Source organism: Pseudoxanthomonas suwonensis, assembly GCF_010093235.1.
GTDB lineage: Bacteria > Pseudomonadota > Gammaproteobacteria > Xanthomonadales > Xanthomonadaceae > Pseudoxanthomonas > Pseudoxanthomonas suwonensis.
Map to the genome: position 1 here is coordinate 56,092 of NZ_PDWP01000019.1, position 26,207 is coordinate 82,298.

Sequence of the window (26,207 nt, forward strand, 5' to 3'; positions counted from 1 at the left end):
CGGCCTCAGTCCAGCGGGGCCGGCCCGGTGGAATCGCGCAGCTGCAGCGCGTAGGGCATGTGCACCATGCTGCCGGCACCGCGGTCGCGGATCGCCGCCAGCAACTGCATGGTCGCCACCTGGGCCATGTCCCGGGTCGGCTGCTGCACCGTGGTCAGCTGCGGGAAGATGTGCTTGGCGATGGGCGTGTTGTCGAAGCCGCAGACCGAGACCTCGGCCGGCACGCGCAGGCCCATCTCGCTGGCCGCGCGCATCACTCCGGCGGCCATGTCGTCGTTGGCGGCGAAGATCGCCGTGGGCCGTTGCGGCAGCGACAGCAGGCGGCGGCCGGCTTCCAGGCCCGAGTCGAACGAGAACTCGCCGTTGACCACCAGTTCCGGGTCGTAGCACAGGCCGGCGCGGCGCAGCGCGGTGCGGTAGCCGGCCAGGCGCCACTCGCTGGCGCCATGGTCCGGATGCCCGCGCACATGGCCGATGCGGCGATGGCCCAGCGCCACCAGGTGGGCCACCAGTTCGCACACCGCGTCGTGTTCATCCAGCGACACGCCGATGCGGCCTTCGCGCTTGTACGGGGAAATGCAGGCGAACGGGATGCCGCGCTGGTCCAGGAGGTCCAGCAGCTCGTCGCTGTCGGTCAGCGGCGGGGTGAGGATCAGGCCGTCCAGGCGCGAGCCGGCCAGCAGCGAATCCAGCGCCTCCAGGCAACCCGGCGCCTTGTACGCCAGCGGCTGCATCTGCATGCCGTAGTGGTGGGCCTCGCAGGCCTCGACCACGCCGGTCACCACTTCCATCAGGTAATTCGGCGAAGGGTTGTCGTACAGCAGCGCGACCAGGTACGAGCGGGCGCCGGCGAGGCTGCGCGCGGACGGGTCCGGACGGTAGTTGAGGGCCGCCACCACCTCGCGCACGCGCAGCCGGGTGGATTCGCGCACGCCCGGCTCGTTGTTGAGCACGCGCGAGACGGTCTTCATCGAGACGCCGGCCGCGGCCGCCACGTCCTCGATGCGGGCCCGCGCCGGGACCGATCCCGGGCGCGGGTCCGGCTGCTGTCCGCTGGACGGCCCCGCGCTCACCAGAAGACCGCGTACAGCGCCACGAGGATGGCGACCACGCCGAGGGCGCCGATGTTGAACGCGGCGGTGGTCGAATAGTCGATGTCGTCGGTGCGGATCAGGTCGCTGCCTTCGCGCTGCGGTGCGGTGGCCAGCGACACCGCCACGGCCAGCGCCAGGGCCAACAGGAACACCAGGCCGACGCGGTCGATGAACGGCAGCGAGGGCCAGGCCAGCTTGAGCACGACCGACAGCACGAACGAACCGATCGCCGCGGCCAGCGCACCGGCCTGGTTGGCGCGCTTCCAGAACAGGCCCAGCACGAAGATCACCACGATGCCCGGGGTGAAGAATCCGGTGTATTCCTGGATGTACTGGAAGGCCTGGTCGAAGCTGCCCAGCAGCGGGCGCGCGGCGAGGATGCCGATCAGCACCGACAGCGCAGCGGCGATGCGGCCCACGCGCACCAGCTTCGGCTGGTCTGCGTCCGGGCGCATCTTGGCGTAGAAGTCCAGGGTGAAGATGGTCGCGACCGAATTGATCTTCGATGCCAGCGAGGCCACGATCGCGGCCACCAGCGCGGCGAACACCAGGCCGAGGATGCCGCTGGGCAGCAGGCCCATCATCGTCGGGTAGGCCTGGTCGGGACGCTCGAGCGAGGGCGCCAGCATCACCGCGGCGATGCCCGGCAGCACCACGATCACCGGCATCAGCAGCTTCAGGAACGCGGCGAACAGCACGCCCTTCTGCGCTTCCTTCAGGTCCTTGGCCGCCAGCGCGCGCTGGATGATGTACTGGTTGAAGCCCCAGTAGCTGACATTCATGATCCACATGCCGCCGATCAGCACGCTGATGCCCGGCAGGTCCCTGTAGAACGGGTTGTCCGGGCTGAGGATCATCTCGAAGTGGCCCGGATGCTCGGACCACAGGCGGTTGAAGCCGGCGATGATGCCGTCGCCGCCGCCCAGCTCGCCCAGGGTCAGCGCCGTCACCAGCAGTCCGCCCAGCACCAGCAGCGTGACCTGGACGATGTCGGTCAGGGCCACCGCCTTCAGGCCGCCATACAGCTGGTAGGCCAGCGCGAACACGCCGATCAGCACTACCGCGGTCATCTGGTCCACGCCGGCGACCTGGTTCACCGCGATCGCGCCCAGCCACAGGATCGAGGTGATGTTCACGAACACGTACAGGCCCAGCCAGAACACCGCCATCAGCGTGCGGATGCGCTTGCCGTAACGTTCCTCCAGGAACTGCGGCATGGTGTAGATGCGGTTGCGCAGGAACACCGGCAGGAAGAACTTGCCGACGATCAGCAGGGTGGCCGCCGCCATCCATTCGTAGGAGGCGATCGCCAGGCCGATGGCGTAGCCGGAGCCGGACATGCCGATGATCTGCTCGGCCGAGATGTTGGCCGCGATCAGCGAGGCGCCGATCGCCCACCACGGCAGCGATCGGCTGGCGAGGAAATAGTCGCTGGCCGACTTCTGGTGGCCGGCCTTCTCGCGGGATACGAGCTGGGCGAGGATGAAGATGCCCGCCAGGTAGGCGAGCACGATGGCGATGTCCAGCGTCGCAAGTTTCACTCGGGTTCCTCCACGATCCTTTTGGGCCGCCGGCGCGACGCGCCGCCGTGTTCCAGTGCCTTGGGCGGGTACGGGAGCGGGCGCTGCAAGCGCGCCCGCAGCCCTCGCGGCGACGCGGCGGGCCCGCGCACGCCGGTTTCCCTCGACGCCTGACAGCGCTGTCTTATCGGTGCCGCCGGCCGGCGTTGTCAAACGCTTCCACCGCCAGGCCCTTCCTGCGCCTGCCGTGGCCTGCGCGGGGCGCGTGTTTGCGTGTGGCGGAGGCGGCGCGGGGCCGCGTGGTCACTGCAATGCAGCAAAGTTTTGCGCGAAACGGCACCGCCTGCGGCGACGTTGCCGGGGCCGGCGAGCGGGTCGCCGGCCCCGGCACATGGATCACTCGCCGCGCGGGCAGTCGACGATGTGCTCGGCCTCGCTGACCGCGCCGATCGCCACGCGCGAGACGGAGAGCGCCGCCTCGGCATCGGAGTGCAGGCGCATCAGCACGTCCAGCGCGGACACGTCGGCACCGGCATGGGCCAGGCACTTCAGCGGCACGCCCACGGTGGTCCACTGCCCCGCCGGCAGCGCCGCCAGCGATTCGCGCAGCGACACCGGCGTGCCGCGGCCGGCGCTGATGCCGAGGTTGCCGCTGGCCGGCACGGCGTCCGGACGCAGGGTCAGCACCAGCAGCAGGTCGCCATTGGTTTCGCGCGACAGGTCGATCGCCGGCTCGGCGTAGATCGACACCGTGGCCGGCGTACTGCCGGACCAGGCGAAGCGGCGCGAGTCCTCCTGGCGCTGGTGGTCGACCGCAGTCACCTCGATGCTGCCGTCGTGCAGGGAGACCGGGACCGTGGTGATCTGCGCGGTGTGGTTCTGCGCGTTCTCCACGCGCGCGGCCAGGCCCGGCGCCAGCATCGCGTTGGCGAAGTACACGCCCGGGGCGGCATGCAGGCCGTCGATGCCCGACTCCTCCGGCAGCACCTCCAGGTCGCCGCCGTCGGCATAGGTGAGGCCATGGCCGAACGGGAACAGCGCCTTGTAGTCCGGCGAGCGCACGCTGCCCTCGACGGCCTGGGCCGGCCAGGAGAAGCTCAGCTTGCCCTTGAAATCATGGGCGACGCTGCCGTCGGGCTTGCGCAGCAGCACGTCGGCAACGCCCGCGCCTTCCGAACCCGGCAGCCACGCCACCACGAAGGCGTCGGAGGCGTTGATCTCGCGGTTCACCCACAGCGGACGGCCGGTGAGGAACACCGCCACCACCGGGATGCCATCGGCCTTCAGGCGCTTGATCAGTTCCAGGTCGGCATCGTTGCCCGGCTTGTAGAGCAGGTTGGCGATATCGCCCTGGAATTCGGCATAGGGCTCCTCGCCGAACACCACGATGGCCACGTCGGGCTTGGCCTTGTACTTGCCGTCCAGCGCCAGTTCGGCCTTGCCGCCGGCGGCCTTCACCGCGCGCTCCAGGCCGTCCCAGATGGTGTCGGCGTTGGGGAAGTCGGCGCGGGTGGTGCCGGAGCCCTGCCAGGTGAGGGTCCAGCCGCCGGCCTGCTTGGCCATGTTGTTGGCGCCGTCGCCGGCCACCAGGATGCGCTGCTTCGGCGACAGCGGCAGCAGGCCGCCCTGGTTCTTCAGCAGCACCAGCGATTCGCGCACGGCCTGGCGCGCCACCTCGCGGTGCTCCGGCGCGCCCAGCAGCTCGAACTTGCCGCCCAGCGCGCGCTGCGAGGGCCTGGGCTTGTCGAACAGGCCCATCAGGAACTTCACCCGCAGGATGCGGCGCACCGCGTCGTCCAGGCGCTCCATCGGCAGGGTGCCGTCGCGCACCGCGGCCAGGGTGGTCTCGTACATGCCCTTCCAGCTGTCCGGCGCCATGGCCATGTCCAGGCCGGCGGCGAAGGTGGCCGGGCAGTTGTCGTTGCTGCAGCCGGGAATCTGGCCGTGGCCGTTCCAGTCGCCGACCACGAAGCCGTTGAAGCCGAAGCGGCCCTTGAGTACGTCGGTCAGCAGCGGCTTGTGCCCGTGCAGCTTGGTGCCGTGGTAGCTGTTGAACGAGGCCATCACCGCCTGCGCGCCGGCATTGATCGCGGTGACGTAGCCGGCGGCATGGATGTCGCGCAGCTCGGCCTCGCTGGCGACGTTGTCGCCCTGGTCGCGGCCGTTGCTGGTGCCGCCATCGCCGAGGAAGTGCTTGACCGAGACCATCACGTGGCGGTCGTCGAGGAAGTCCGGCGCACCCGCCTTGCCCTGCAGGCCCTCGACCATGGCGCGGGCGAACTCCGCCACCAGCTCCGGGTTCTCCGAATAGCCCTCGTAGGCGCGGCCCCAGCGCACGTCCTGCGGCACCGCCACGGTCGGGGCGAAGGTCCACTCCATGCCGGTGGTGCGGGTCTCGACCGCGGTGATCTCGCCGATCCGGCGCTGCAGCTCGACGTTGCGGGTCGCGCCCAGGCCGACGTTGTGGGGGAACAGGGTGGCGCCGACCACGTTGCTCTGGCCGTGCATGGCGTCGATGCCCCAGATGATCGGGATCGCCTTGCCGCCGCCGGAGGTGTCCATCGACGCCTCCCAGAAGGCATCGGCCAGCCTCAGCCACTCTTCCGGCCTGGCGTTGTACTTGCCGCCCGGGTCGGAGCTGCCGCCGGCGAGAATCGAACCGAGGCGGTACTTGCGCACGTCCTCCGGGGTGATCGAGGCGATGTCGCCCTGGACGATCTGGCCGACCTTCTCCTCGACGGTCATGCTCGCCAGCAGCTCGTCGATCTTCTGCTCGACGGCCGGGTCGGCCTGCAGCGGCCACTGGCCCTGCGGCCAGTTGTCCGGAGTGATGCTGCCGTCGGCCGCGGCGGGCGTGGCGGCAGTCGCGCCGGCGTCGGGTTCGTTCCTGCCGCATCCGGCCAGCAGGGTCAGGGCCAGTGCGGTGGCCAGGGTCGCGATGCGGGCGCCGGGCGCGCGCATTCCAGCAAGCTTGCTGCTCAAGGTTCTCCCTCCCTAGGTTGACTCTCGCGGCCGCGGACGGCGTACGCCTCTCCGGGCATCACCGCCGTGAGGCTCGGGGCAACTGTCAGCGCTGTCAATCCGGCCGGCCAGATGGCGGCGGCGGCTCCCGGCCGCCCCACGGGCTGCGGCGGCGCGGCAGGCTTTGGCGTGGCGCGCGATGGCCGGCCGGCCCCGGCGCGGTCGGGCGGGGCCACCGGCCCCGGCAGGCCCGGCGCGGGGCCGATTCCTGCTGCGTCGCAACAGGAAAATGCGACGGAACCGGGGCCGGGCCGGGCCGCCCACGGCCGCCGCCGGCATCCGCCCTTGGCCCCCGCGCTTCCGAACCCGGCGCGTCCGTACCTATAATCGGCGGGCTGCGGCCCGGGGCCGCTCGCCAATAGGATGCGAAGTGCGCAACTACGACCTGGAATTCCTGAAGCGTTTCTCGATGGTCCTGGGCATGCTGGCCCTGATCACCCTCGGGCTGATCCTGCTGGCCTCCCACCTGCACGGCCGCATCCCGCCGGAGGTTTCGGCCTCGGCCGCGGCCCGCACCCAGGAGCGCATCGCCCCGGCCGGCGCGGTCTATGCCGGTGACACCGGCGCCGCCGCCCAGGCTGCCGCAGCGGCGGCCGCCGCGGCAGCCGCCGCCTCGCAGGTCGCCTACGGCGGCACCACCGACGGCTCGGTCATCTACCAGAACCTCTGCGGCGCCTGCCATACCAATGGCGTCGGCAACGCTCCGACCCTGACCCGCGCCGCCTGGGGCGCGCGCATGGCCCAGGGCAAGGACACGCTTTACAAGCACGCCGTCGAGGGCTTCGCCGGCAACGCCGGCGTGATGCCCCCGAAGGGCGGCAACCCGGCACTGACCGAGGAGCAGGTCCACGCCACCGTCGACTGGATGCTGGACAACCTCAAGTAAGCCGCACCACCCGAACCACCACGGACGCCGCCCCAGGGCGGCGTCCGCGTTTCCGGCCCCCGCCGGGCCGAGGACCTGCCATGCCGCACCGCCGCTCCAGCACGCGCCCGCGCGTCCCTCTCCTCCTCGCCGCGCTCCTGTTCGCCCCACCGCTGGCCCTGGCCGATAACGCGCCGGTGGCGATCGGCAGCCTCGGCCGCGGCGAGGCGGTTTCCGGGCAGGTGGTCGTCGAAGGCGTGGTCACCGCCGACTTCCGGCCGGGGCTTGGCGGGTTCTACCTGCAGGACGATGGCGACGGCGACCCGGCCACGCCCGATGCGCTGCTGGTGCAGGCTGGCGCCGACATGGCCGTGCCGCCCGGCTTCGGCCCGGGCATGCACTGCCGGATCAGCGGCGGGCTGGTCGAGGTGCGCGCCGGCGCCGACCGCCTGCGCGCGCTGGCCCCGTCGCGGATCGGACCCTGCCGCGAAGGGGTGCCGGTGGAAGCGGTGCGCCTGGCCACGCTGCCGGAGCGCTGGGAGCCACTGGAAGGCATGCGCGTGCGCATCGATGCGCCGCTGACCGTCACCGGCACCCACGCGCTGGAGCGCTACGGCGAGCTGACCGTCAGCTTCGCCGGCCGCCAGTGGCAGCCCAGCGAGCTGGCCCTGCCCGGCACCCCCGAACATGCCCGCCTGGCCACGGCCAACGCCCGCCAACGGCTGCTGCTGGACGACGGCAGCGGCCAGCGCGATCCGAAGTCCATTCCCTACCTCGGCGGGGCCACCACGCCGCGCGTGGGCAGCATCGTCCGGGGCGTGGAAGGCATCCTCGAGCGCCGCCACGGCAGCTGGCGGATCCAGGTCGCGCAGCCGTTGCAGCTGCAGCCGGCCCCGCGCCCGCAGCCACCGCGCGTGCCCGGCACGCTCAAGGTGGCCGCGTTCAACCTGGAGAACCTGTTCAACGGCGACGGCCGCGGCGGCGGCTTCCCGACCAGGCGCGGCGCGAAGACCCAGGCGGCGATGCATGCGCAGCTGGCCAAGCTGGTGGCCACCGTGCACGGGCTGGATCCGGACATCGCCGCGCTGATGGAGCTGGAGAACGACGGCTACGGTCCGGAATCGAGCATCGCCGAGCTGGTGGACGCGCTCAACGCCGGTGGCGCGCAGTGGCGCTTCGTCGATCCGGGCCAAGGCCCCGGCAGCGACGCCATCCGCGTCGGCCTGATCTACCGCGCCGACCGCGTCTCCCCGAAGGGCGAACCGGCGGTGCTGGAAGGCGGCCCGTTCGGCGAACGCAGCCGGGTGCCGCTGGCGCAGGCCTTCGTGCGCAAGGGCGGCAGGCGCGACCTGGTCGTGGTCGCCAACCACTTCAAGTCCAAGGGCTGCAGCGAGGCCAGCGGCGACGATGCCGACCGCCGCGATGGCCAGGGCTGCTGGAACGCACTACGCGTCGAATCGGCCCGCCGGCTGCATGCCTGGCTCAGGACCGCGCCGGTGGGCAGCCGCGCCGGGCGCGTCGTGCTGCTTGGCGACTTCAACGCCTACGCCATGGAAGACCCGCTGCACTGGCTGCGCAGCGAGGGCGGCTGGGTGGATGCCTTCGCCGGGGCGAAGGTGGAGCGGCCGTGGAGCTACGTCTACGACGGGCTCAGCGGGCGCCTGGACCATGCCCTGCTGAGCCCGGCACTGGTGCCGGCGCTGCGCGGGGCCGCCGAGTGGCACGTCAATGCCGACGAGCCGGACGATGCCGGCTACGCCGGGCGCAACGAGCCGGGCCCGTGGCGCAGCTCGGACCACGACCCGCTGCTGCTGGGCTTCGACCTCTGAACGCGCGCCCGGCTCAGCCGGGTCCGTGCAGGTAATCGAGCGAGACCTGCAGCAGCGCGCGCAGGCCCACGTCCAGCGACGTCTCGTCGAGCATGAACTCCGGCGAGTGGTTGCTCGGCGCGGTTTCCGGATCCATGCCCGGCGCGGTGGCGCCGACGAAGAAGAACATCGCCGGCACCTCCTTCGCGTACCAGGCGAAATCCTCCGCGCCCATCTGCAGCGCCGGCTCGTACACGTTGTCCGCGCCCACCGCGGCCTGCAGGCTGGGCAGCATGCGCGCGGTCAGCTCCGGATCGTTGACCGTGGCCGGGTTGCCCTGGCCATCCGGCACCTGCGCCTCGACCTTGGCCCCGTGCGCGGCGGCGACATGGCTGGCGACGTTGCGCAGGTCGGCCAGGATCGCCTCGCGCATGCCCGGATCGAAGGTGCGGATGGTGCCGACCATCTCCACCTCGTCGGGGATGATGTTGTAGCGCCCGCCGCCGTTGATCGCGCCGAGGGTCACCACCGCCGGCAGCCGGGCGATGTCGGTGCGGCGGCTGACGATGCTCTGCGCGCTGCCGACGATGTCGGCGGCGGCCACCCCCGGATCGATCCCGCCCCACGGCCGCGAGCCGTGGGTCTGGCGACCGACCACCTTGATCCCGAAGCGGTCGGAAGCGGCCATCAGCGGGCCGCCGCGCACCGCGATCTTCCCGGCCTGGACCGAGGAGAAGACATGCAGGCCGAAGATCGCCTCCGGCCGGAATCCGTCGAACAGGCCCTGCTCCAGCATCAGCGAGGCGCCGCCCTTCTCGCCCGGAGGCGCGCCCTCCTCCGCCGGCTGGAACACGAACATCACCTCGCCCGGCAGCTGCGCGCGCTGCTCGGCCAGGGCACGGGCCACGCCCAGCAGGATAGCCATGTGCGCATCGTGCCCGCAGGCATGCATCACCCCGACGGTCTGGCCACGGTACTCGCCGGTAGCCTTCGAGGCGAACGGCAACGCGTTGCGCTCGGTGACCGGCAGGGCGTCCATGTCGGCGCGCAGGGCGATGCGCGGACCCGGCCTGCCGCCCTTGAGCACCGCCACCACGCCATGGCCGGCGATGCCGGTGCGCGGTTCCAGGCCCATCTTCACCAGTTCGCGCGCGATCACCTTGGCGGTGCGCTGTTCGCGGTTGGACAGCTCCGGGTGCTGGTGGAAATCGCGCCGCCATGCCACCACCTGTGCCTGCAGCTTCGCCGCCGCGGCGGTGACTTCGGGCCGTTGCTCCGCGGCACCTGCAGGCGGCGCGGTACCGAGCACGAGCAGGCAGGCCAGGGCGAGGGAACACGCGATCGGCTTGGACGGCATGGGTGGCTCCGCGACGACGGGAAGATGCCCACAGGGTAGCCGCTCGCGTGTCGCCGGCGGCACGCGGTGTTGCGCCCGGCGGGGTGCGGCTGCCTGGCGGGCGGCGCCTACAATGGCCGCCCCGCCGGCGCGCCCCGCGCCGCGTCCCTGCTTCCCATGCCCGAACTCGCCCTGCAGCTGTTGCTGCTGCTGTTCCTCGCCGGCCTGCTGGCCGGTTTCATCGATTCCATCGCCGGCGGCGGCGGCATGGTGACCATCCCTGCGATGCTGCTGGCGGGTATCCCGCCGTTGCAGGCGCTGGGCACCAACAAGCTGCAGTCGCTGTTCGGCGCCGGCACGGCCAGCTGGAGCTATGCCCGCCATGGCCACGTCGACCTGCGCGCGCAGCTGCCGATGGCGCTCACCGCGGCCGCGGGCGCAGTCGCCGGTGCGCTGCTTGCGACGGTGGTCCCCGGGAGCTGGCTGCGCGCGATGCTGCCGCTGCTGCTGTTCGGCATCGCCCTGTACTTCTGGCTCAAGCCGGACGTCGGCGCGGTGGAGCGGCATCGACGCATCAGCGAGAAGGCTTTCGCCCTCACCTTCGTGCCGGTGATCGGCTTCTACGACGGCGTGTTCGGTCCGGGCACCGGTTCGTTCCTGATGCTGGGCTTCGTCGGCCTGGCGGGGTTCGGCATCCTCAAGGCCACCGCCCACACCAAGTTCCTCAACTTCGGCTCGAACCTGGGCGCGTTCGTGGTGTTCCTGCTGTCCGGCGCTGTGTTGTGGAAGGTCGGCCTGGTGATGGGCGCCGGCCAGGTGCTGGGTGCACGCATGGGCTCGCGCTTCGCCATGCGCCAGGGCGCGAAGGTGATCAAGCCGCTGCTGGTGACGGTGTCGGTGCTGCTGGCGCTGCGGCTGCTGGCGGATCCGACCCATCCGTTGCGGGAATGGATGGGGTTCTGAAGCCCCCTCTCCCCCGGGAGAGGGGAGGAAAGGAACGAAGCCACGACCCGACACGCCACCCCACGCGCCGCGGTAGCGCGGGGTCTTGCTGCCGCTGTTTCGCGGCCTTGCCCCGCATGCCGTCGCGTAGGGACGGCATGTGGCCTCCCGTCGCCTAGACCCGCTCGAAGATCGCCGCGATGCCCTGGCCGCCGCCGATGCACATCGTCGCCAGGCCGTAACGGCCGCCGGTGCGGTGCAGCTCGTGTACCAGCTTCACCGTGATGATCGCGCCGGTCGCACCGACCGGATGGCCCAGCGAGATGCCGCTGCCGTTGGGATTGGTCTTCTCCGGAGCGAAGCCCAGCGCATCGGCGACCGCGCAGGCCTGCGCGGCGAAGGCCTCGTTGGACTCGACCACGTCGAGGTCCCCGACTTCCAGCCCCGCGCGCGCCAGCGCGGCGCGGGTCGCCGGCACCGGGCCCATGCCCATGTACATGGGCTCCACGCCCGCGTGCGCGTAGGCGACCAGCCGCGCCAGCGGCTTCAGTCCGCGCCGCTGCACCGCCTCGCCCGTGGCCAGCACCACCGAGGCCGCGCCATCGTTGATGCCCGAGGCATTGCCAGCCGTCACCGTGCCCTCGGCCTTGAACACCGGACGCAGGCCGGCCAGGTCGGCGGCGGTGACGCCAGCGCGCACATGCTCGTCCACGCGGAACTCCGTCTCCCTGCCACGACGTCCCACCTCCACCGGCACGATCTGGCCATCGAAGCGTCCCTCCGCGATCGCCCGCGCCGCGCGCCGGTGGCTCTCCAGCGCCAGCGCGTCCTGCCGCTCGCGGTCGATGCCGTGGCGCCCGGCCACGTTCTCCGCGGTGATGCCCATCAGCACCTTGTCGAACGGGTCCTTCAGGCCCTCGTTGAGCGCGTCCACCATCACCGCGTCGCCGAGCTTGCGGCCCCAGCGCTGGCTGGGCACGTGGAACGGCACCCGGCTCATCGACTCCGCGCCGCCGGCCAGCGCCACCTCGCAGTCGCCGAGCAGCAGCGACTGGGCCGCCGACACGATCGCCTGCAGGCCCGAGCCGCACAGCCGGTTCACCGTGAGCGCCGGCGCCGCCACCGGCACGCCCGCCTTCACCGCGACCACCCGGGCCAGGTAGGCGTCGGCCGGCTCGCTGGGCAGCACCTGCCCGTATACCGCGTGGCCGATCGCGGACGGATCGATACCCGCGCGGGCGATCGCCTCGCGCGCGGTCACCACGCCCAGCACAGACGGCGGCACGTCGCGCAGGCTGCCGCCGAACGCGCCGATGGCCGTGCGCACGGCCGAGACAAGGAACACGTCGGTCATGGCGATCCCTCCGGGTTCAGGCGGCCACGCCGGACCTGGCACGCAGCGCGCTGGCCACCTCGCGCTCGGCCTGGGTGAAGCCATAGTCGGGCACGACCTGGCCGCCGGGATCGGACACCGCGTCCCACGACGCCATCAGCCGCTCGCCGGCGTCGTCGCCCCCACCGAGATGGCGGCCTTCGGTCAGGGTCACGTAGGCGCGGGCGAAATGCCCGGCGCCGGCGCAGACGATCGCGCGGGTCGGCGCGTCGTCGACCACCAGCGGCAACAGCGCCGGGCTGACCAGCGCCGGATCCAGCACATCCAGCTGCTCCTGCGGCAGGATGCCTTCCATCATCCGCGTGTACGCGGTCGGCGCCAGGCAGTTGGCCTTGATCCCGTACTTGGCGCCCTCGATGGCGAGCGTCTGCATCAGCCCGACCAGCGCCATCTTCGCCGCGCCGTAGTTGGCCTGGCCGAAGTTGCCGTACAGGCCGCTGGACGAGGTGGTCAGGACGATGCGGCCGAATTTCTGCCCGCGCATCGCCTCCCACACCGCCTTGCAGCAGATCGCCGCGCCCATCAGGTGCACGTCCAGCACCAGGCGGAAGTCGTCCAGGTCCATCTTGGCGAAGCTCTTGTCGCGCAGGATGCCGGCGTTGCTGACGAGGATGTCGATGCGGCCCCATGCGTCATGCGCGCGCTGCACCATCGCGGCGACCGCGGCTTCGTCGGTCACCGAGGCGGCCACCGCCATCGCCTCGCCGCCGGCCGCGCGGATCTCCGCGGCGACCGCCTCGGCGGCCTCCAGGCCCAGGTCGTTGACCAGGACCTTCGCGCCCTTGCGCGCCAGGTAGAGCGCATGCTGGCGACCCAGGCCGCCGCCGGCGCCGGTGACGATCGCTGTCCTTCCCTTCAGTGGCATCATCGAACTCCCGTTTGTCGTGAGGCACGGAACGGGAGCGCGCCGGCGCTCAGCCGGGTTTCGAACGCGTTCCGTTCCGCGGTTTGCAGATGGTCTTGAAGCCGGCGGCCATGAACTTCGCCATGCGCGCCTTCACCGCTTCGTAGTCGTCCGAGCGGCACAGGCCGCCGGAGAGGCGGTCGATGCGCCCCGTGCGCGCCAGGGTGAGCATCAGCGCGCCGGTGACGAAGTGGTAACCCCAGAAGATGTCCTCCTCGGCCGCTTCCGGCAGGGCGCGCTTGAGCAGGCCGATCAGGCGCAGCACCACCGGGTCGAAGTGCTGGTCCATGAGCTCGCCGCCGTGGCGGGTGTTGGACATCAGCGCGCCGAGCGCACCGTAGTTCTTCCACGCCTCTCCGCCCTGGCTGTACAGGTCCAGGTCGGTGTCCAGGAACGCGCGCAACGCGCCTTCCACCGTGGGCTTGCCCTTGCAGGCTTCCTCGTAGGCGTCCAGCGCCTGCATGCGCGCGCTGCTGGTGACGCCGGCGCGACGCGCGATCACCGCGTCGAACAGCGTCTGCTTGTCCTTGAAGTAATAGTTGACCAGGGTGTGGTGCACGCCCACGCGCTCGGCCACGTCCTTCAGCGTGACACCGTACAGCCCGTCGCGGGAGAACAGGTGTTCGGCCGCGTCGAGGATCTGTTCGGTCATCTCCGCGCGCTGCGCCGCCTTGGTGGTGCGCGCGGTCCGGGTGGTGCCGGTCTTCTTCGCACCACCCCGCCGGGATCCGGACGTCGTCGCCTTTGGCACCCTGCAGCCTCCAATGCCGCTCGGTACATGCGCGGGCCGGAGACATCACGCCTCCCGTCGCCATTGCGCGCCGCCGAATTCGGCCCTCAGCCGCATTTTGTCAATTTTGCCGGTCGCTGCCAAAGGCATCCGTTCCACCCGGATGATCTCCTCCGGCATCCACCACGAGGGCACCGCGCCGCGCAGCGCCTCCAGCAGCTCGTTGTCTGTGGTGTCCGCGTCGGCGCGCATCTCCACCAGCAGCACCGGACGCTCGCCCCACTTCGGGTGCGCCCGCCCGATCACCGCGGCCAGCGAGACGCCCGGGAGCCGGCCGACGATCTCCTCGATCTCCGCAGGGTTGATCCACTCCCCGCCGGACTTGATCAGGTCCTTGGCGCGACCGGTGATGACCAGGTTGCCATGCTCGTCGATGCGCGCCAGGTCGCCGGTGGGGAACCAGCCATCGGCGTCCACCGCCGGTTCGAGCTGGCCGAAATACCGGTAGACCACGCTGGCCCCGCGCACGCGCAGGTGACCCTCGCAGCCGCGCTGCTGGGGCAGCGGTACGCCGTCGGCGTCGGTCAGCAGCAGGTCGATGCCCAGCGCCGGGCGCCCGGACAGGTGCGGGGCGCGCCCGGGATCGTCGGGCAGGGCGACGGTGCCGGTGGGCGACAGCTCGGTCATGCCCCAGCTGGTCTGCACCACCGCCCCCAGGCGCTGCTCGATACGCTGCATCAGCGCCGGTGCCATCGGCGCGCCGCCGACGAGGATCCGCTTCAGCGAGGGCACCTCGCCGCCATGCGCATCGAGATGGTCGACCAGGCCCAGCCACACGGTGGCCACGCCGATCGCCACGGTGACGTCCTCGTCGCGGATCAGCCTGGCGAGGCGGGCGCCATCGAGATGGCGACCCGGCAGCACCAGCTTCGCACCCACCGCCGGCGCGGCGAACGGCACGCCCCAGGCATTGGCATGGAACATCGGCACGGCCAGCAGCACGCTGTCGCGCTGCGACAGGGCCATGGTGTCGGCCTGCAGCGCGCGCAGGGTGTGCAGGAACACGCCGCGATGGGTATAGGTCACGCCTTTCGGTGCGCCGGTGGTGCCGGAGGTGAAGCACAGGCCGCAAGGCATGCGTTCGTCGAAACCGCCCCACCCGGCCGGCTTGCGCGGCGCACCGGATCCCGCGTCGAGCAGGCGTTCCAGTGGTTCGATCCCCGGCGCAACGTCTTCCGCCACGGCCGTGCCATCGATCGACAGGATCCGTTCGACCGTTCCGGCGCGCGTGGCGATGCCCCGCGCCAGCGGCGCCAGGTCGGCGGCGGCGACCAGCACGCGCGCGCCGGACTGTTCCAGCATCGCCGCCAGGTGTGCCTCGGACACGCGCGGGTTGAGCGTCTGGCAGACCGCGCCCATGCCCATCACCGCGTACCAGGTCTCCATGTGCGACTGGGTGTTCCAGGCCAGGGTGGCGACCACGTCGCCGCGACCGACGTCCATCCCCGCCAGCAGCTCCGAGACCTCGCGGCTGCGACGCTGCAGGTCCGCGTAGCCGACGCGCGCCGTGCTTCCATCCTCGCCCGCGGTGACCACCTCGACCCCGGCGTGCCACTTGGCACCATGCTCCAGGAACCTGTCGATGGTAAGCGGCCAGTCCTGCATCTGGCCATGGATCACGGACATCCAGGCACTCCGGCGGGCAGCGGCGGCGCGGCGATGCCGACGTTCCAGTGCCAGGGCTGGCCGCCCTGCGCGCGGCGGCGGCACACCACCTGCTCCACGAGTTCGTACATGCCCGGCATCAGCTTTTCGCCGGGCACCGGCGCGCCGTCGAAGGCCATATAGGCGCGCACCCGGCCATAGGGCTGCCACGCCGGCTGGCCGGCGGCGACTGGCTGGCCGCTGCGCGCGAACGAGGCCCAGTAGCCCGACATCGCCGCGGTCAGCGCCCGCTCGCCGTCGGAGTCCGGTGCCTTCGGCCACAGCGGCGGGGTGCGGTCGTGGCTGGCGAACACGTACGGCAGCTCGGCGGCGTGGAATGCGTGCAGGCCGGCGTCGCTGGCGGCCGGGTAACCGTGGTTGAAGTAGTACAGGTACGACGGCAGGCCCAGTTCGGCCTGCTTGCGTACCAGCCGCTCGGCGGTCCAGCCGTACAGCGCGTCGCGGGTGGTGGCCAGCATCGCCGCGTCGAGGTTGGTTGCCGGGTAACGCTCGAGCATCGCCTCGGCCAGGTCGCCGTAGGCGGCACGGATCGCCGCCTCGTAGGTCGCGGCATCGGCCGGCTTCGGCGGCAGCAGGAAGCGCAGCGACCGGATCTCGCCCTCGTTGAAGCCGGCCAGGATCGGCACCGGCGCCTGCTGGCCGCGGTCGAAGACCTCGACCAGCTGCGCCGGCAGCACCTTGCCGTCGACGTTGCCGAACGGCAGGAAACCGGACATTGCCGCCTTCACCGTCAGCTCCTGCGGGTCCATGGCACGGAGCCGCGGCAGGCCGCGCACGCCGAGCTTGCGGCCCAGCTCCAGGCCCGACTCCTCGGCCGCGGGCATGCCATGCGCGGCCTCGCGCAGCGCCGGCGTGGTGATCATGTACGCACTCTGGGCGATGGCCTTGTGGAACAGGCCGCGCGCCGGCGGTGCGGCCATCAGGTACATCACGCTCAGCGCGCCGGCCGACTCGCCGGCGATGGTGACGTTGCCTGGATCGCCGCCGAACGCGGCGATGTTGCGCCGGACCCAGCGCAGCGCCTCGATCTGGTCGAGCAGGCCGTAGTTGCCGGACACGCCGTCTGCCGACTCGGCGCCCAGGTCCGGATGGGCCAGGTAGCCGAGCACGCCAAGGCGGTAGTTGATGCTCACCACCACCATGCCCTGCGCGGCCAGGCGCGCGCCGTCGTACATCGGCTCGCGGCTGGAGCCGGCGACCAGCGAACCGCCGTGGATCCACACGAACACCGGCGCGTCCTTCGCCTCGGCCGGCGTCCAGATGTTGAGCGACAGGCAGTCCTCGCTGGTCGGCAGGGCGTCGCCTGGCGAGTAGATGCTGCCGGGGCGCGGCGGCGGCTGCACGCAGGCCGGGCCGAAGCGGGTGGCCTCGCGGGTGCCCTTCCAGGGTTTGGCCGGCACCGGCGCGCGCCAGCGCAGCTGCTTCACCGGCGGCTCGGCGTAGGGAATGCCAAGGAAGGCATGGATGCCGCCGTCGAGCGCCTCGCCCCGGAGCGCGCCGACGGGGGCGTGGACGACCGGCCCCTGGGACCACGCCGCACCCGGAAGCGCGGCACAGCCCAGGACCGCGGACACGACCAGAGAGCGGAAGGTGGATCGGGTCACGGGGTGGTCTCCTGCGAAGCCTGGAGTCGGATGGTGCGCGCCAGCCGCAGGAACATGCCCACCGCCAGCAGGTAGAACGGGATCAGGGTGTAGAACGCCATCTGCAGCGAGTTGTCCGGGTGGCTGGCGCGGAAGAAGTCGCTGACCATGCCCAGGTAGGCCGGGCCGAGGCCCAGGCCGATCAGGTTCATCACCAGCAGCAGCAGCGCCCCGGAGAGCACGCGCTGGTTCGGTCGCACTTCCTCCTGCACCAGGGTCACCGCCGGCGACAGGTAGAAGTAGTTCAGTCCGGTCGGCAGCAACAGGAAGGCCAGCGCCAGCGGCCAGCGGTCGGCCCACACGAACAGGGCGAACAGCGGCATCGCAAGGGCGAGGCCTGCGGCCGGCAGGTAGGCGTAGGCGGTCTTCGACTTCCGTGACAGACGGTCGATCAGGCGACCGGAGGCGAACATGCCGGCGCAGATGCCGGTGCCGATCACCACCGCGTACCACACCGCCACCTGCTCCAGCGCCATGCCCTTCTCGCGCATCAGGAACAGCACGGTGAAGTTGAGCACCGCATAGGTGATGAACTGGGTCGCGCCGCAGGCCAGGGCCATGCCGCGCAGCACCGGGTTGGCGAAATACTCGCGGCAGGTAAGCCAGAAGGGGGGCGCCGGCTCGGCGGCGGCGGCAACCGCCCCCGGCGCGGCATCCAGGCCCCCCTTCCGGGGCTCCCGCACCACCAGCCAGACCACCAGCGCGGTGACGATGCCGACCACGCCTACCCAGATGAAGGCCAGCCGCCAGGAATACGCCGCCGCGATCGATGCGCCGAAGGCCACGCCCAGCGCCTGCCCGATCGGCGGGCCGAGGTTGAACAGGCTCAGCGCGGTTCCGCGCATGCCCGGCGGGAAATAGTCGGAAATGATCGCGTAGGACGGCGGCACGCCGCCGGCCTCGCCGACGCCGACGGTCATCCGCGCCAGCGCCAGCTGCGGATACGAGGAGGCCATGCCGCAGGCGGCGGTGGCCGCGCTCCACAACGCGCAGGAGAACGCCAGCACCCGCACCCGGTTGGTGCGGTCGGCCAGCCAGCCGACCGGGATCGCCAGGATGCAGTAGAACATCGCGAAGTACAGGCCGCCGATCAGGCCAAGCTGGGAGTCGGTGACCCCCAGTTCGTCCTGGATGGGCTTGGCCAGGATCGACAGCAGCTGCCTGTCGAGGAAGTTCAGCACGTAGACCAGGCACAGGATCGCCAGCACGATCCATGCCCGCGCGCCCGGGCGCGCGTGCTGCGCGCCGGGCATCGCCTGGCTGGCCGGAAGCGCGGCCATCAGAACCGGTACCCCACGCGCACGCCGACGGTGCGCGGCCGCACCAGCGCGTATCGGCCGTCGAGGAACGCCTCCGGATGCACGTAGGTCACCGAACGGTCGTCGAACAGGTTCTCCACGTACAGGCCCACCGTGTAGTGGTCGAACGCGGCGGCGACGTTGGCGTTCACCACGGTATACGCGTCGGTGTAGTCGAAGGTCGGGCTGACCACGCCCGGCTGGCCGGGCACGTACTGGAACTGGCCGGGGAAGTCGCCGACGTGGACGATCGCCAGCGAGGCATTGCCTTCCGAGCCGCGGATGAAGTCGAAGCGGTAGCTGGTGACGAGCGAGGCGCTGAACTCCGGCGCGGCCAGGCGCGCGCCGAGGACAGTGCCGGAAATCGCCGCCTCCTGCGGGGTCAGTTCATCGACCCTGGCGCGGTTGAACGAGCCGTTCAGCGCGATCGTCCAGTCCATGTTCGGCATGGCCATCAGCTCGAACTCCAGGCCACGGCTGTAGGCCCCGCCGATGTTGGTGGCGAACTGGACCTGGTCGGAGACGCGGTTGGCCTGCACCTGGATGTCGTTCCAGTCGACGTAGTACAGCGCCAGGTTGGCGGCCAGGCGGCCGTCGAGCCAGCTGCCCTTCATGCCCAGCTCGTAGTTGATGAGCTTGTCCGAGTCGGCGCCGTAGGGGATGACCAGGTCGTCCGGGTCGATGGTGCTGACCGATCCGGCGCGGGCATTGACCACCGGCGCGCGGAAGCCGGTGGCGACCGCAGCGTAGGTAGTGACCGACGGCACCGGGCGCCAGGAAGCGCTGAGCCGGTACGACGGGCCGGTTTCCCGTGCCTTCGCGCCGGTGGCGGCCTCGACCGGGGTGATCGTGAGCGGGCCGCCGGGGATGCCGAAGAAGGCGTACAGGTAGGCCTGGGTGAGGTAGTCGCTGTTGTAGCCGCCGGCGCCGGTGAAGGCCTGGGCCTGGGTGCTGCCGTAGCGCAGGCCCAGGGTGGCCCAGAAGTCGTCGTTGAAGTGGTAGGTCAACTGGCCGAACAGCGCCTGCTCCTTTGACACGTCGGTGCTGAGGAAGCGCAGGTAGTACTCGTCCGGCAGCCCGGTGATGCCGCTGCGCTGCAGGAATTCCTCGTTGGAGCGGTAGCCGAAGTGGACGTCGCGGTCGCGCTTGAAGTGGAAGCCGCCGAGCACCCACTCGAACCGGCCGCCGGTGTCGGACACCAGGCGCACTTCCTGGACGAAGGTCTTGCTGTTGAACGGCGCGTCCAGGGCGAAGGCGAAGGCCTGGCCGTAGGTGCCGGCCAGGTCCACGTTGAACGCCGCGTCGTAGTCCGACCAGGTCGAGGAGCTGGTCAGGTGGGCGCCGTCGAACTGGTAGTCCAGGGTCAGGTTGTAGTTGTCCATCGTCCCGTTGAACATGTCGGGACGGTCGGAGTAGCGCTTGTCCCGGCCGAGGTCGGGGTTGGTCAGCGAAGAATCCTCCGGCGTGCTCTCCTCGCGCGACAGGCGCACCTGCGCGGCGAAGCGGTCGGTCGGCTCCCACAGCAGGGTGGCGCGGCCGCCCCAGGCCTTGAGCAGTTGGCGTCCCTGACGCCGGTGCCGAGGTTGTCGACGTAGCCGTCCTCGTTGCGCGAGAAGCCGACCACGCGCAGCGCCATGGTGTCCTGCGCCAGCGGGATGTTGACCATCGCGTTGTAGCGCTGGCGCAGCGAGCTGGAGCCGGTCATGCCGACGTCGGCCAGGAACGAGGCGTCGAAGGCGTTGGGATCGGGCGCGTGGGTCAGGATGCGCAGCGCGCCGGCCAGCGAGCCGGAGCCGAACAGCGTGCCCTGCGGGCCGCGCAGGAACTCGATGCGCTCGACGTCGTACAGGCTCGGGTCGAGCACGGTCGAGTTGCCGTTGGCCGAGATCGGCAGTTCGTCGATGTAGATCGCCACCGTGCTCTGCAGGTTGGCGTTGTAGCCGTTGGTGGCGATGCCGCGGGCGGTGAAGTTGTTGAAGTTCGCGCTGGGGCGGTTGAGCACCACGCCCGGGGTTTCATGGGCCAGGCCCTCGTAGCCGACGATGCCCTTGGCATCGAGCTGTTCCTGGCCGAGCACGGTCACGCTCAGCGGCACGTCCTGCAGCTTTTCGCTGCGGCGGGTCGCGGTGACCACGATGGCGTCCAGTTCCTGGGCGCCTCCAGGCTGGGACCGCGATTCCAGCGCCTGGCTGGTGGCCTGCGCCAGGGCGGAAACAGGTAAAGCGAGCAACGTTGCAACGTATGCGGACGCGATCAGACGACTTGCCATGCGGATCCCCTCCCAAGGATTGCCGGTTAAGCACGAAAGCGTGCCCGGATACTGCAAGGCGGGGAGGGTGGTGTCAACACTCACTCACGATTGTGTGAATATTTTTCCCTGCGCGGAAACCGCTTCTGGATCAGGGGCTTGCTGCTGCATTGCGACAATCCGAAGGCGTCCGGTAGCGCCCGCGCAGGCGCGCCCGATACGCACGCATGCGTACGGCATGGCGCTCGGGACTCGATGGGAACGCATGCCGGCGACGTCAGCACGGGGCGGACGTCCTGGCCGGCATCAGGAAGGCTGCGCCGGCTTCAGCGGAAGACGACGGTCTTGTGGCCGTTGAGCAGGATGCGGTGCTCGACATGGCGACGCACCGCGCGCGCCAGCACCTGCGATTCGATGTCGCTGCCCACCCGGACCAGGTCGCGCGGGGTCATGGCGTGGTCCACGCGGGCCACGTCCTGCTCGATGATCGGGCCCTCGTCCAGGTCCGGGGTGACGTAGTGCGCGGTGGCGCCGATGATCTTGACCCCGCGCGCGTGCGCCTGGTGGTACGGCTGGGCGCCCTTGAAGCTGGGCAGGAAGCTGTGGTGGATGTTGATCGCGCGACCGGCAAGGGCCTCGCACAGGCGCGGCGACAGGATCTGCATGTAGCGCGCCAGCACCACCAGGTCGACCTGTTCGCGCTCGACCAGTTCCAGGATCGCCTGCTCCTGTTCCGCACGGTTGGACGCATCCACCGGAAGGTGGTGGAACGGCACGCCGTAGGAAGCCGACAGCGCGGCGAAGTCCGGGTGGTTGGACGCCACCGCTGCAATGTCCACGTGCAGCTGCCCGCTATGGGCGCGGAACAGCAGGTCGTTGAGGCAGTGGCCCTGCCTGCTGACCAGCACCAGCAGGCGCGCGCGGCGACGCGCGTCGTGGATCTGCCAGTCCATGCCGAACTCGGCAGCCAGGCTGGCGAAGCGTTCCTGCAGGGCCTCGAGGGTCTCCTGGGCGGGTAGTTCGAAATGCACGCGCAGGAAGAAGCGGCCGGTCTCCTCGTCGCCGAACTGCTGGGCGTCGATGATGTTGCAGCCCTGGCCGAACAGCAGGCCGGACACGCGGTAGACGATGCCGGTACGGTCCGGGCAGGAAAGGGCGAGGATGTAGTCGTGGCGCATAGGCGCGCCATGGTATGCGAGCGGCGGCCGCTGCGCGCGGCCGTTGCAGCTGTTACCGCCGGCTCGGCTCAGGCGAACAGGCCGCGCACCCCGTGCGGCTCGCAGCGCCGGTACTGCGGTGGGCCCTTCACCTTCGCGCCCAGCTCGGCGGCGGCGTGCCAGGGCCAGCGCGGGTCGTAGAGGATGCCGCGGGCCAGGGCGACCGCATCGGCCTGGCCGCCGGCGACGATGTCCTCGGCCTGGCGTGCCCCGGTGATCAGGCCCACCGCGATCACCGGCATCCGCACCTGTTCGCGGATCGCCGCGGCGAACGGCACCTGGTAGCCCGGAGCGGCGGCGATCTGCTGGCGCGGATCCAGGCCGCCGCTGGAGACATGGATGAAGTGGCAGCCGCGCGCATCCAGCTCGCGCGCCAGGGAGATGCTCTGCTGCAGGTCCCAGCCGCCTTCGACCCAGTCCGTGGCCGAGATGCGCACGCCCACCGCCACCCGCTCCGGCACCGCCGCGCGTACCGCGTCGAATATCCGCAGCGGCAGGCGCATGCGGTTCTCGAGGCTGCCGCCGTATTGGTCGTCGCGCTGGTTGGACAGCGGCGACAGGAACTGGTGCAGCAGGTAGCCATGCGCGCCGTGGATCTCGACCAGGTCCAGGCCGATGCGCGCGGCGCGCCTGGCGGATTCGACGAAGGCCTCGACCAGGGCGTCGATGGCGGCCTCATCCAGCACCTGCGGCGCCGGGTATCCGCTGTCGAACGGCAGCGCCGACGCCGACACGGTGGTCCAGCCTTCCGGCTCGCCGGCGGCGATCGGACCACCCCCCTCCCACGGCCGGGCGGTGGAGGCCTTGCGCCCGGCATGGGCCAGCTGGATGCCCAGCGGCATCGGTGCCCAGCGCCGCAGCGAGGCCACCAGCGCGGCCAGCGCCGCTTCCTGGTCGTCGTTCCACAGCCCCAGGTCGGCATGGGTGATGCGGCCGTTGGCCTGCACCGCGGTGGCCTCCAGGATCAGCAGGCCTGCGCCGGACAGGGCCAGGTGGCCAAGATGGATGCGGTGCCAGTCGGAGACCACGCCCTCGTGCGCCGAGTACTGGCACATGGGCGCGATGACGATGCGGTTGGACAGTTGCAGGGGACCGAGGTGGAGCGGCGAGAACAGCTGGCTCATGGCGGGTGGGTCCGGGCGGGACCCGCATTGCAGCGCCGCCATGGCACGGCTTCAAGGCCGTGGCTGGATCGCAGCATCGCACTCGACGTCACGCCCTACCCGCTACCCGCCAGTCCAGGCAGCACCTGCACGCAATCGGCCTCGAGCTTGAGCATGGCGAGGTCGTCGGCGCGGGTGCGGCCGCGGTTGAGGATTGCCACCGGGATCCCGGCCTCGGCCGCCATCCGCGCGAAGCGGAAGCCGGACCAGACCATCAGCGACGAGCCGACCACCAGCATCGCGTCGCTGGCGTGCAGGGCGGCGGTGGCCTCCTCTACCCGCGCCCGCGGCACGCTTTCGACGAAGAACACCACGTCGGGCTTGAGCCTGCCGCCGCAGGCCGGGCAGTCCGGCACGTCGAAGCCGGCGAAGTCCACGCCCTCCAGGTCGGCGTCGCCGTCGGGCGCCACCGTGGCCAGGTGGGCGTCCCAGCCGGGATTGCGCTCCAGCAGCTGTCGCTGGAAGCCTTCGCGCGGCAGGCGCAGGCCACAGCCCAGGCACGCGACCTGGTCCAGGCGGCCGTGCAGGTCGATCACTCCGGTGGAGCCGGCACGCTGGTGCAGGCCGTCCACGTTCTGGGTCAGCAGCCGCGACACCCGACCCAGCCGCTGCAGCATCGCCAGCGCGTGGTGCGCGGCATTGGGCCGGGCCGCGGCGAACGGCCCCCAGCCGGCCAGGCTGCGCGCCCAGTAGCGACGCCGGGTGAGGTCGTTGCCGGTGAAGGCCTGGAAGGTGATAGGCGGTACCCGCTTCCAGCCGCCGTCGGCGTCGCGGTAGTCCGGAATGCCCGAGCCGGTACTGATGCCGGCGCCGGTCAGCACGAACAGGCGCCTGTGTCGGGCGATGAAGTCGCCCAGCGCCGCTTCCGGTCGGGCGGCAGGCACGGGGAGCGGGGCTGGCAGGGAAGCGTGCATCGGCAGGAGGACGGGTGGCGAGGCGGGGAAACCGGGCGTCGCCGACATGTTGCACGAGATCGACCACATGTCGGCGTGGAGGGCCGCGGCTGACAGCGTTGTCTGGCTCCGGCGGTACATCGTCCTTACACCCGTGGAGCTAAGATCGGCGGCCCCCAAACCTGCCAAGGGAACAGCCGTGACCATCAACAGCGAACAGCGTGACCGCATTGCTTCCGGCCAGGGTTTCATCGCCGCGCTCGACCAGAGCGGCGGCAGCACGCCCAAGGCGCTGAAGCTCTACGGCATCGACGAGTCGGCCTATGCCAACGACGCCGAGATGTTCGCCCTGGTCCACCGCATGCGCGAGCGCATCGTCACCAGCCCGGCCTTCGACGGCCGCATCCTCGGCGCCATCCTGTTCGAACGCACCCTGGACGACAGCTTCGCCGGCCAGGAGGCCGCGCGCTTCCTGTGGGAGCAGAAGAAGGTCGTGCCGTTCCTGAAGATCGACAAGGGCCTGGCGGACGAGGAAGGCGGCGTGCAGCTGCTCAAGCCGATCCCGGGCCTGGAGGACCTGCTTGCGCGGGCCAAGGCCAAGGGCGTGTTCGGCACCAAGGAACGCTCGGTGATCAAGGCCAACAACGCCGCCGGCATCGCCGCCGTGCTGGACCAGCAGTTCGAGCTGGCGCGCAAGGTGCTGGCCGCCGGCCTGGTGCCGATCATCGAACCGGAAGTGGACATCAAGGCCGCCGACAAGGAGGCGATCGAGACTGAGCTCAAGCGCGGCCTGCTCGAGCGCCTGGACACGATCGACGCCTCCACCCCGGTGATGCTCAAACTGACCCTGCCCAGCCTCGATGGCTATTTCGCCGAGCTGGTGGAGCATCCGTCGGTGCTGAGGGTCGTGGCCCTGTCCGGCGGCTACAGCCGCGAGGAGGCCAACGCCAAGCTTGCCCGCAACCCGGGCGTGATCGCCAGCTTCAGCCGCGCCCTGACCGAGGGCCTGGGCGCGCAGCAGAGCGACGAGGAATTCAACAAGGCCCTCGACGCCTCGATCGAATCGATCTACCGCGCCTCGATCGCCTGATCGCCGCGCGCAGGCGGATGCCACCCACCGGGCATCCGCGGCATCATTGGAGGCCCGCCGCCCGGCGCGGCAGGCCTCCAGCAACCGATGCATCCCGATAACACCGCACTGATCGTGGTCGACCTGCAGCCGGACTTCATGCCCGGCGGCGCCCTGCCCTGCCACGAGGGCGATGCCATCGTCCCGGCCATCGATGCGCTGCTGCGCTCGCGCAGCTACCGCACCGTGGTAGCCACCCAGGACTGGCATCCGCCCGGGCATGCTTCCTTCGCCAGCGCCCATCCCGGTCGCCAGCCCTTCGAACAGATCCAGCTGCACGGCCAACCGCAGACGCTGTGGCCGGACCACTGCGTGCAGGGCACGCCCGGGGCCGCGCTGGACCCGCGGGTGGACTGGAACGCAGCCGACCTGGTGCTGCGCAAGGGCACGCGCCCGCAGGTGGATTCGTACAGCGGCTTCCGCGAGAACCACGGCCCCGATGGCAGCCGTCCGGCCACCGGGATGGCCGGCTGGCTGCGCGAGCGCGGGATCGACGAAGTGCATGTATGCGGCCTGGCGCGCGACTACTGCGTGCTGTGGACCGCGCAGGACGCGGCGGCCGCCGGCTTCCGCGTGCGCTTCCTCTGGGACCTCGCCCGCCCGGTGACGCCCTACGGCGACGCGCCTACCCGCGCCGCGCTGGATGCGGCCGGCATCGGCATCGGCTGACCACAGTCCGCGGAAAAGGAAACGCCGGCCACCAGGGCCGGCGTTTTTGTCGGGAAAGCAGCGGGGGACCACTTCCCTGGACACGGGGGAGGGGAGATCAGAATTCCTGCCAGTCGCCGTCGTCGGCCGTCACCGCCACCGGCGCGGCGGCACGCTGGCGGATGACCGGAGCCGGCTTGGCCGCCACCGGACGGGGCGCCGCGCTGCGCACCGGGGCACGCAGCGTCGAGCGCGCCGCGCCGTCGGCCAGGCGGAACACCGCCACCGCCTCGACCAGCTGCCCGGCCTGCTCGGCCATCGAACGCGCCGCGGCGGAAGCCTCTTCCACCAGCGCGGCGTTCTGCTGGGTGGTCTCGTCCATCTGCACCACGGTCTGGCTGACCTGCTCGATGCCGGCAGTCTGCTCCTGCGAGGCAGCCGAGATCTCGGACATGATGTCGGTCACCCGGTGCACGCTGCTGACGATCTCGCCCATCGTGGTGCCGGCCTTCTGCACCAGGGCCGAGCCGTTGGCGACCTTGCCCACCGAGTCGTCGATCAGCTGCTTGATCTCCTTGGCCGCGCCGGCCGAACGCTGGGCCAGGGTGCGCACCTCGGAGGCGACCACGG

Annotated in this window: 21 protein-coding genes; 5 read left to right on the forward strand and 16 right to left on the reverse strand. The window is 71.0% G+C overall.

Annotated elements, in window-relative coordinates:
* Positions 1–5: 5 nt before the first annotated feature.
* The 3 genes from CSC68_RS10620 to CSC68_RS10630 form a co-directional block, all read right to left on the reverse strand.
* Positions 6–1,073 carry a LacI family DNA-binding transcriptional regulator gene (locus CSC68_RS10620; RefSeq protein ID WP_162203532.1) on the reverse strand — a complete coding sequence of 356 codons (1,068 nt, stop codon included), beginning with the start codon at positions 1,071–1,073 and terminating at the stop codon, positions 6–8.
* On the reverse strand, positions 1,070–2,635 hold the full coding sequence (locus CSC68_RS10625) for a sodium/sugar symporter (RefSeq protein WP_162203533.1): 1,566 nt from the start codon (positions 2,633–2,635) through the stop codon (positions 1,070–1,072). The genes CSC68_RS10620 and CSC68_RS10625 overlap by 4 nt, the downstream gene beginning before the upstream one ends.
* Before the next feature lie 375 nt (positions 2,636–3,010).
* A complete protein-coding gene (locus CSC68_RS10630; RefSeq protein WP_162203534.1) occupies positions 3,011–5,596 on the reverse strand; it encodes a glycoside hydrolase family 3 protein in 2,586 nt (861 codons plus the stop codon).
* A gap of 409 nt (positions 5,597–6,005) precedes the next feature.
* Here CSC68_RS10630 and CSC68_RS10635 point away from each other — a divergent pair, with 409 nt between their 5' ends.
* Both CSC68_RS10635 and CSC68_RS10640 read left to right on the forward strand, forming a co-directional pair.
* Positions 6,006–6,521 carry a c-type cytochrome gene (locus CSC68_RS10635; protein ID WP_162203535.1) on the forward strand — a complete coding sequence of 172 codons (516 nt, stop codon included), beginning with the start codon at positions 6,006–6,008 and terminating at the stop codon, positions 6,519–6,521.
* A gap of 80 nt (positions 6,522–6,601) precedes the next feature.
* The gene (locus CSC68_RS10640) at positions 6,602–8,329 is read left to right on the forward strand and encodes an ExeM/NucH family extracellular endonuclease (protein ID WP_162203536.1); all 1,728 of its coding nucleotides are present in this window, start codon (positions 6,602–6,604) and stop codon (positions 8,327–8,329) included.
* 13 nt (positions 8,330–8,342) lie between these two features.
* Here the strand turns inward: CSC68_RS10640 and CSC68_RS10645 are convergent, their stop codons facing one another.
* Entirely contained in the window at positions 8,343–9,665 is a 1,323-nt protein-coding gene (locus tag CSC68_RS10645) for an amidohydrolase (protein ID WP_211365736.1), read from the reverse strand.
* A gap of 156 nt (positions 9,666–9,821) precedes the next feature.
* Here CSC68_RS10645 and CSC68_RS10650 point away from each other — a divergent pair, with 156 nt between their 5' ends.
* A complete protein-coding gene (locus tag CSC68_RS10650) occupies positions 9,822–10,607 on the forward strand; it encodes a TSUP family transporter (protein WP_162203537.1) in 786 nt (261 codons plus the stop codon).
* Between the two features lie 154 nt (positions 10,608–10,761).
* Here CSC68_RS10650 and bktB read toward each other — a convergent pair whose 3' ends face one another.
* The 11 genes from bktB to CSC68_RS10700 form a co-directional block, all read right to left on the reverse strand.
* A complete protein-coding gene (gene bktB / locus CSC68_RS10655; RefSeq protein WP_162203538.1) occupies positions 10,762–11,940 on the reverse strand; it encodes a beta-ketothiolase BktB in 1,179 nt (392 codons plus the stop codon).
* A 16-nt stretch (positions 11,941–11,956) separates the two neighbouring features.
* The gene (locus tag CSC68_RS10660) at positions 11,957–12,844 is read right to left on the reverse strand and encodes an SDR family NAD(P)-dependent oxidoreductase (RefSeq protein WP_170296351.1); all 888 of its coding nucleotides are present in this window, start codon (positions 12,842–12,844) and stop codon (positions 11,957–11,959) included.
* Between the two features lie 49 nt (positions 12,845–12,893).
* On the reverse strand, positions 12,894–13,535 hold the full coding sequence (locus CSC68_RS10665) for a TetR/AcrR family transcriptional regulator (RefSeq protein WP_037034191.1): 642 nt from the start codon (positions 13,533–13,535) through the stop codon (positions 12,894–12,896).
* 144 nt (positions 13,536–13,679) lie between these two features.
* A complete protein-coding gene (locus CSC68_RS10670) occupies positions 13,680–15,299 on the reverse strand; it encodes an AMP-binding protein (protein ID WP_162203540.1) in 1,620 nt (539 codons plus the stop codon).
* Positions 15,290–16,942, reverse strand: a complete 1,653-nt coding sequence (locus CSC68_RS10675) for a carboxylesterase/lipase family protein (protein ID WP_246193534.1) — start codon at positions 16,940–16,942, stop codon at positions 15,290–15,292. Before CSC68_RS10675 ends, CSC68_RS10670 begins: the two co-directional genes overlap by 10 nt.
* Positions 16,939–18,261: a spinster family MFS transporter gene (locus tag CSC68_RS10680; RefSeq protein WP_162203541.1), complete on the reverse strand. Its 1,323-nt coding sequence runs from the start codon at positions 18,259–18,261 to the stop codon at positions 16,939–16,941. The genes CSC68_RS10675 and CSC68_RS10680 overlap by 4 nt, the downstream gene beginning before the upstream one ends.
* Positions 18,261–19,769 (reverse strand): TonB-dependent receptor, encoded by a 1,509-nt coding sequence (locus tag CSC68_RS10685; RefSeq protein ID WP_211365737.1) that lies wholly within the window; start codon positions 19,767–19,769, stop codon positions 18,261–18,263. Before CSC68_RS10685 ends, CSC68_RS10680 begins: the two co-directional genes overlap by 1 nt.
* Positions 19,724–20,548 carry a TonB-dependent receptor plug domain-containing protein gene (locus CSC68_RS15825; RefSeq protein ID WP_211365738.1) on the reverse strand — a complete coding sequence of 275 codons (825 nt, stop codon included), beginning with the start codon at positions 20,546–20,548 and terminating at the stop codon, positions 19,724–19,726. The genes CSC68_RS10685 and CSC68_RS15825 overlap by 46 nt, the downstream gene beginning before the upstream one ends.
* A gap of 305 nt (positions 20,549–20,853) precedes the next feature.
* On the reverse strand, positions 20,854–21,705 hold the full coding sequence (gene purU / locus CSC68_RS10690) for a formyltetrahydrofolate deformylase (RefSeq protein WP_162203542.1): 852 nt from the start codon (positions 21,703–21,705) through the stop codon (positions 20,854–20,856).
* 68 nt (positions 21,706–21,773) lie between these two features.
* The gene (locus CSC68_RS10695; RefSeq protein ID WP_162203543.1) at positions 21,774–22,868 is read right to left on the reverse strand and encodes an NADH:flavin oxidoreductase/NADH oxidase; all 1,095 of its coding nucleotides are present in this window, start codon (positions 22,866–22,868) and stop codon (positions 21,774–21,776) included.
* 95 nt (positions 22,869–22,963) lie between these two features.
* On the reverse strand, positions 22,964–23,821 hold the full coding sequence (locus CSC68_RS10700) for an NAD-dependent protein deacetylase (protein WP_162203544.1): 858 nt from the start codon (positions 23,819–23,821) through the stop codon (positions 22,964–22,966).
* A gap of 178 nt (positions 23,822–23,999) precedes the next feature.
* Between CSC68_RS10700 and CSC68_RS10705 the strand changes: the two genes are divergently transcribed.
* Complete coding sequence (locus CSC68_RS10705) at positions 24,000–24,890, forward strand: fructose bisphosphate aldolase (protein ID WP_211365739.1); 891 nt, start codon at positions 24,000–24,002, stop codon at positions 24,888–24,890.
* 87 nt (positions 24,891–24,977) lie between these two features.
* Positions 24,978–25,598: a bifunctional nicotinamidase/pyrazinamidase gene (gene pncA, locus CSC68_RS10710; protein WP_162203545.1), complete on the forward strand. Its 621-nt coding sequence runs from the start codon at positions 24,978–24,980 to the stop codon at positions 25,596–25,598.
* A gap of 97 nt (positions 25,599–25,695) precedes the next feature.
* On the opposite strand, the gene CSC68_RS10715 is transcribed toward pncA, so the two are convergent.
* On the reverse strand, positions 25,696–26,207 hold a 512-nt coding region (locus tag CSC68_RS10715; RefSeq protein WP_246193535.1), incomplete at its 5' end, for a methyl-accepting chemotaxis protein.

Excerpts from the sequence above, each read along its gene's own strand:
- CSC68_RS10640 (WP_162203536.1), top strand. The coding sequence starts at position 6,602 with ATGCCGCACCGCCGCTCCAGCACGCGCCCGCGCGTCCCTCTCCTCCTC.
- CSC68_RS10645 (WP_211365736.1), bottom strand. The coding sequence starts at position 9,665 with ATGCCGTCCAAGCCGATCGCGTGTTCCCTCGCCCTGGCCTGCCTGCTC.
- CSC68_RS10650 (WP_162203537.1), top strand. The coding sequence starts at position 9,822 with ATGCCCGAACTCGCCCTGCAGCTGTTGCTGCTGCTGTTCCTCGCCGGC.
- bktB (WP_162203538.1), bottom strand. The coding sequence starts at position 11,940 with ATGACCGACGTGTTCCTTGTCTCGGCCGTGCGCACGGCCATCGGCGCG.
- CSC68_RS10660 (WP_170296351.1), bottom strand. The coding sequence starts at position 12,844 with ATGCCACTGAAGGGAAGGACAGCGATCGTCACCGGCGCCGGCGGCGGC.
- CSC68_RS10665 (WP_037034191.1), bottom strand. The coding sequence starts at position 13,535 with ATGACCGAACAGATCCTCGACGCGGCCGAACACCTGTTCTCCCGCGAC.
- CSC68_RS10670 (WP_162203540.1), bottom strand. The coding sequence starts at position 15,299 with ATGTCCGTGATCCATGGCCAGATGCAGGACTGGCCGCTTACCATCGAC.
- CSC68_RS10680 (WP_162203541.1), bottom strand. The coding sequence starts at position 18,261 with ATGGCCGCGCTTCCGGCCAGCCAGGCGATGCCCGGCGCGCAGCACGCG.
- CSC68_RS15825 (WP_211365738.1), bottom strand. The coding sequence starts at position 20,548 with ATGGCAAGTCGTCTGATCGCGTCCGCATACGTTGCAACGTTGCTCGCT.
- purU (WP_162203542.1), bottom strand. The coding sequence starts at position 21,705 with ATGCGCCACGACTACATCCTCGCCCTTTCCTGCCCGGACCGTACCGGC.
- CSC68_RS10695 (WP_162203543.1), bottom strand. The coding sequence starts at position 22,868 with ATGAGCCAGCTGTTCTCGCCGCTCCACCTCGGTCCCCTGCAACTGTCC.
- CSC68_RS10700 (WP_162203544.1), bottom strand. The coding sequence starts at position 23,821 with ATGCACGCTTCCCTGCCAGCCCCGCTCCCCGTGCCTGCCGCCCGACCG.
- pncA (WP_162203545.1), top strand. The coding sequence starts at position 24,978 with ATGCATCCCGATAACACCGCACTGATCGTGGTCGACCTGCAGCCGGAC.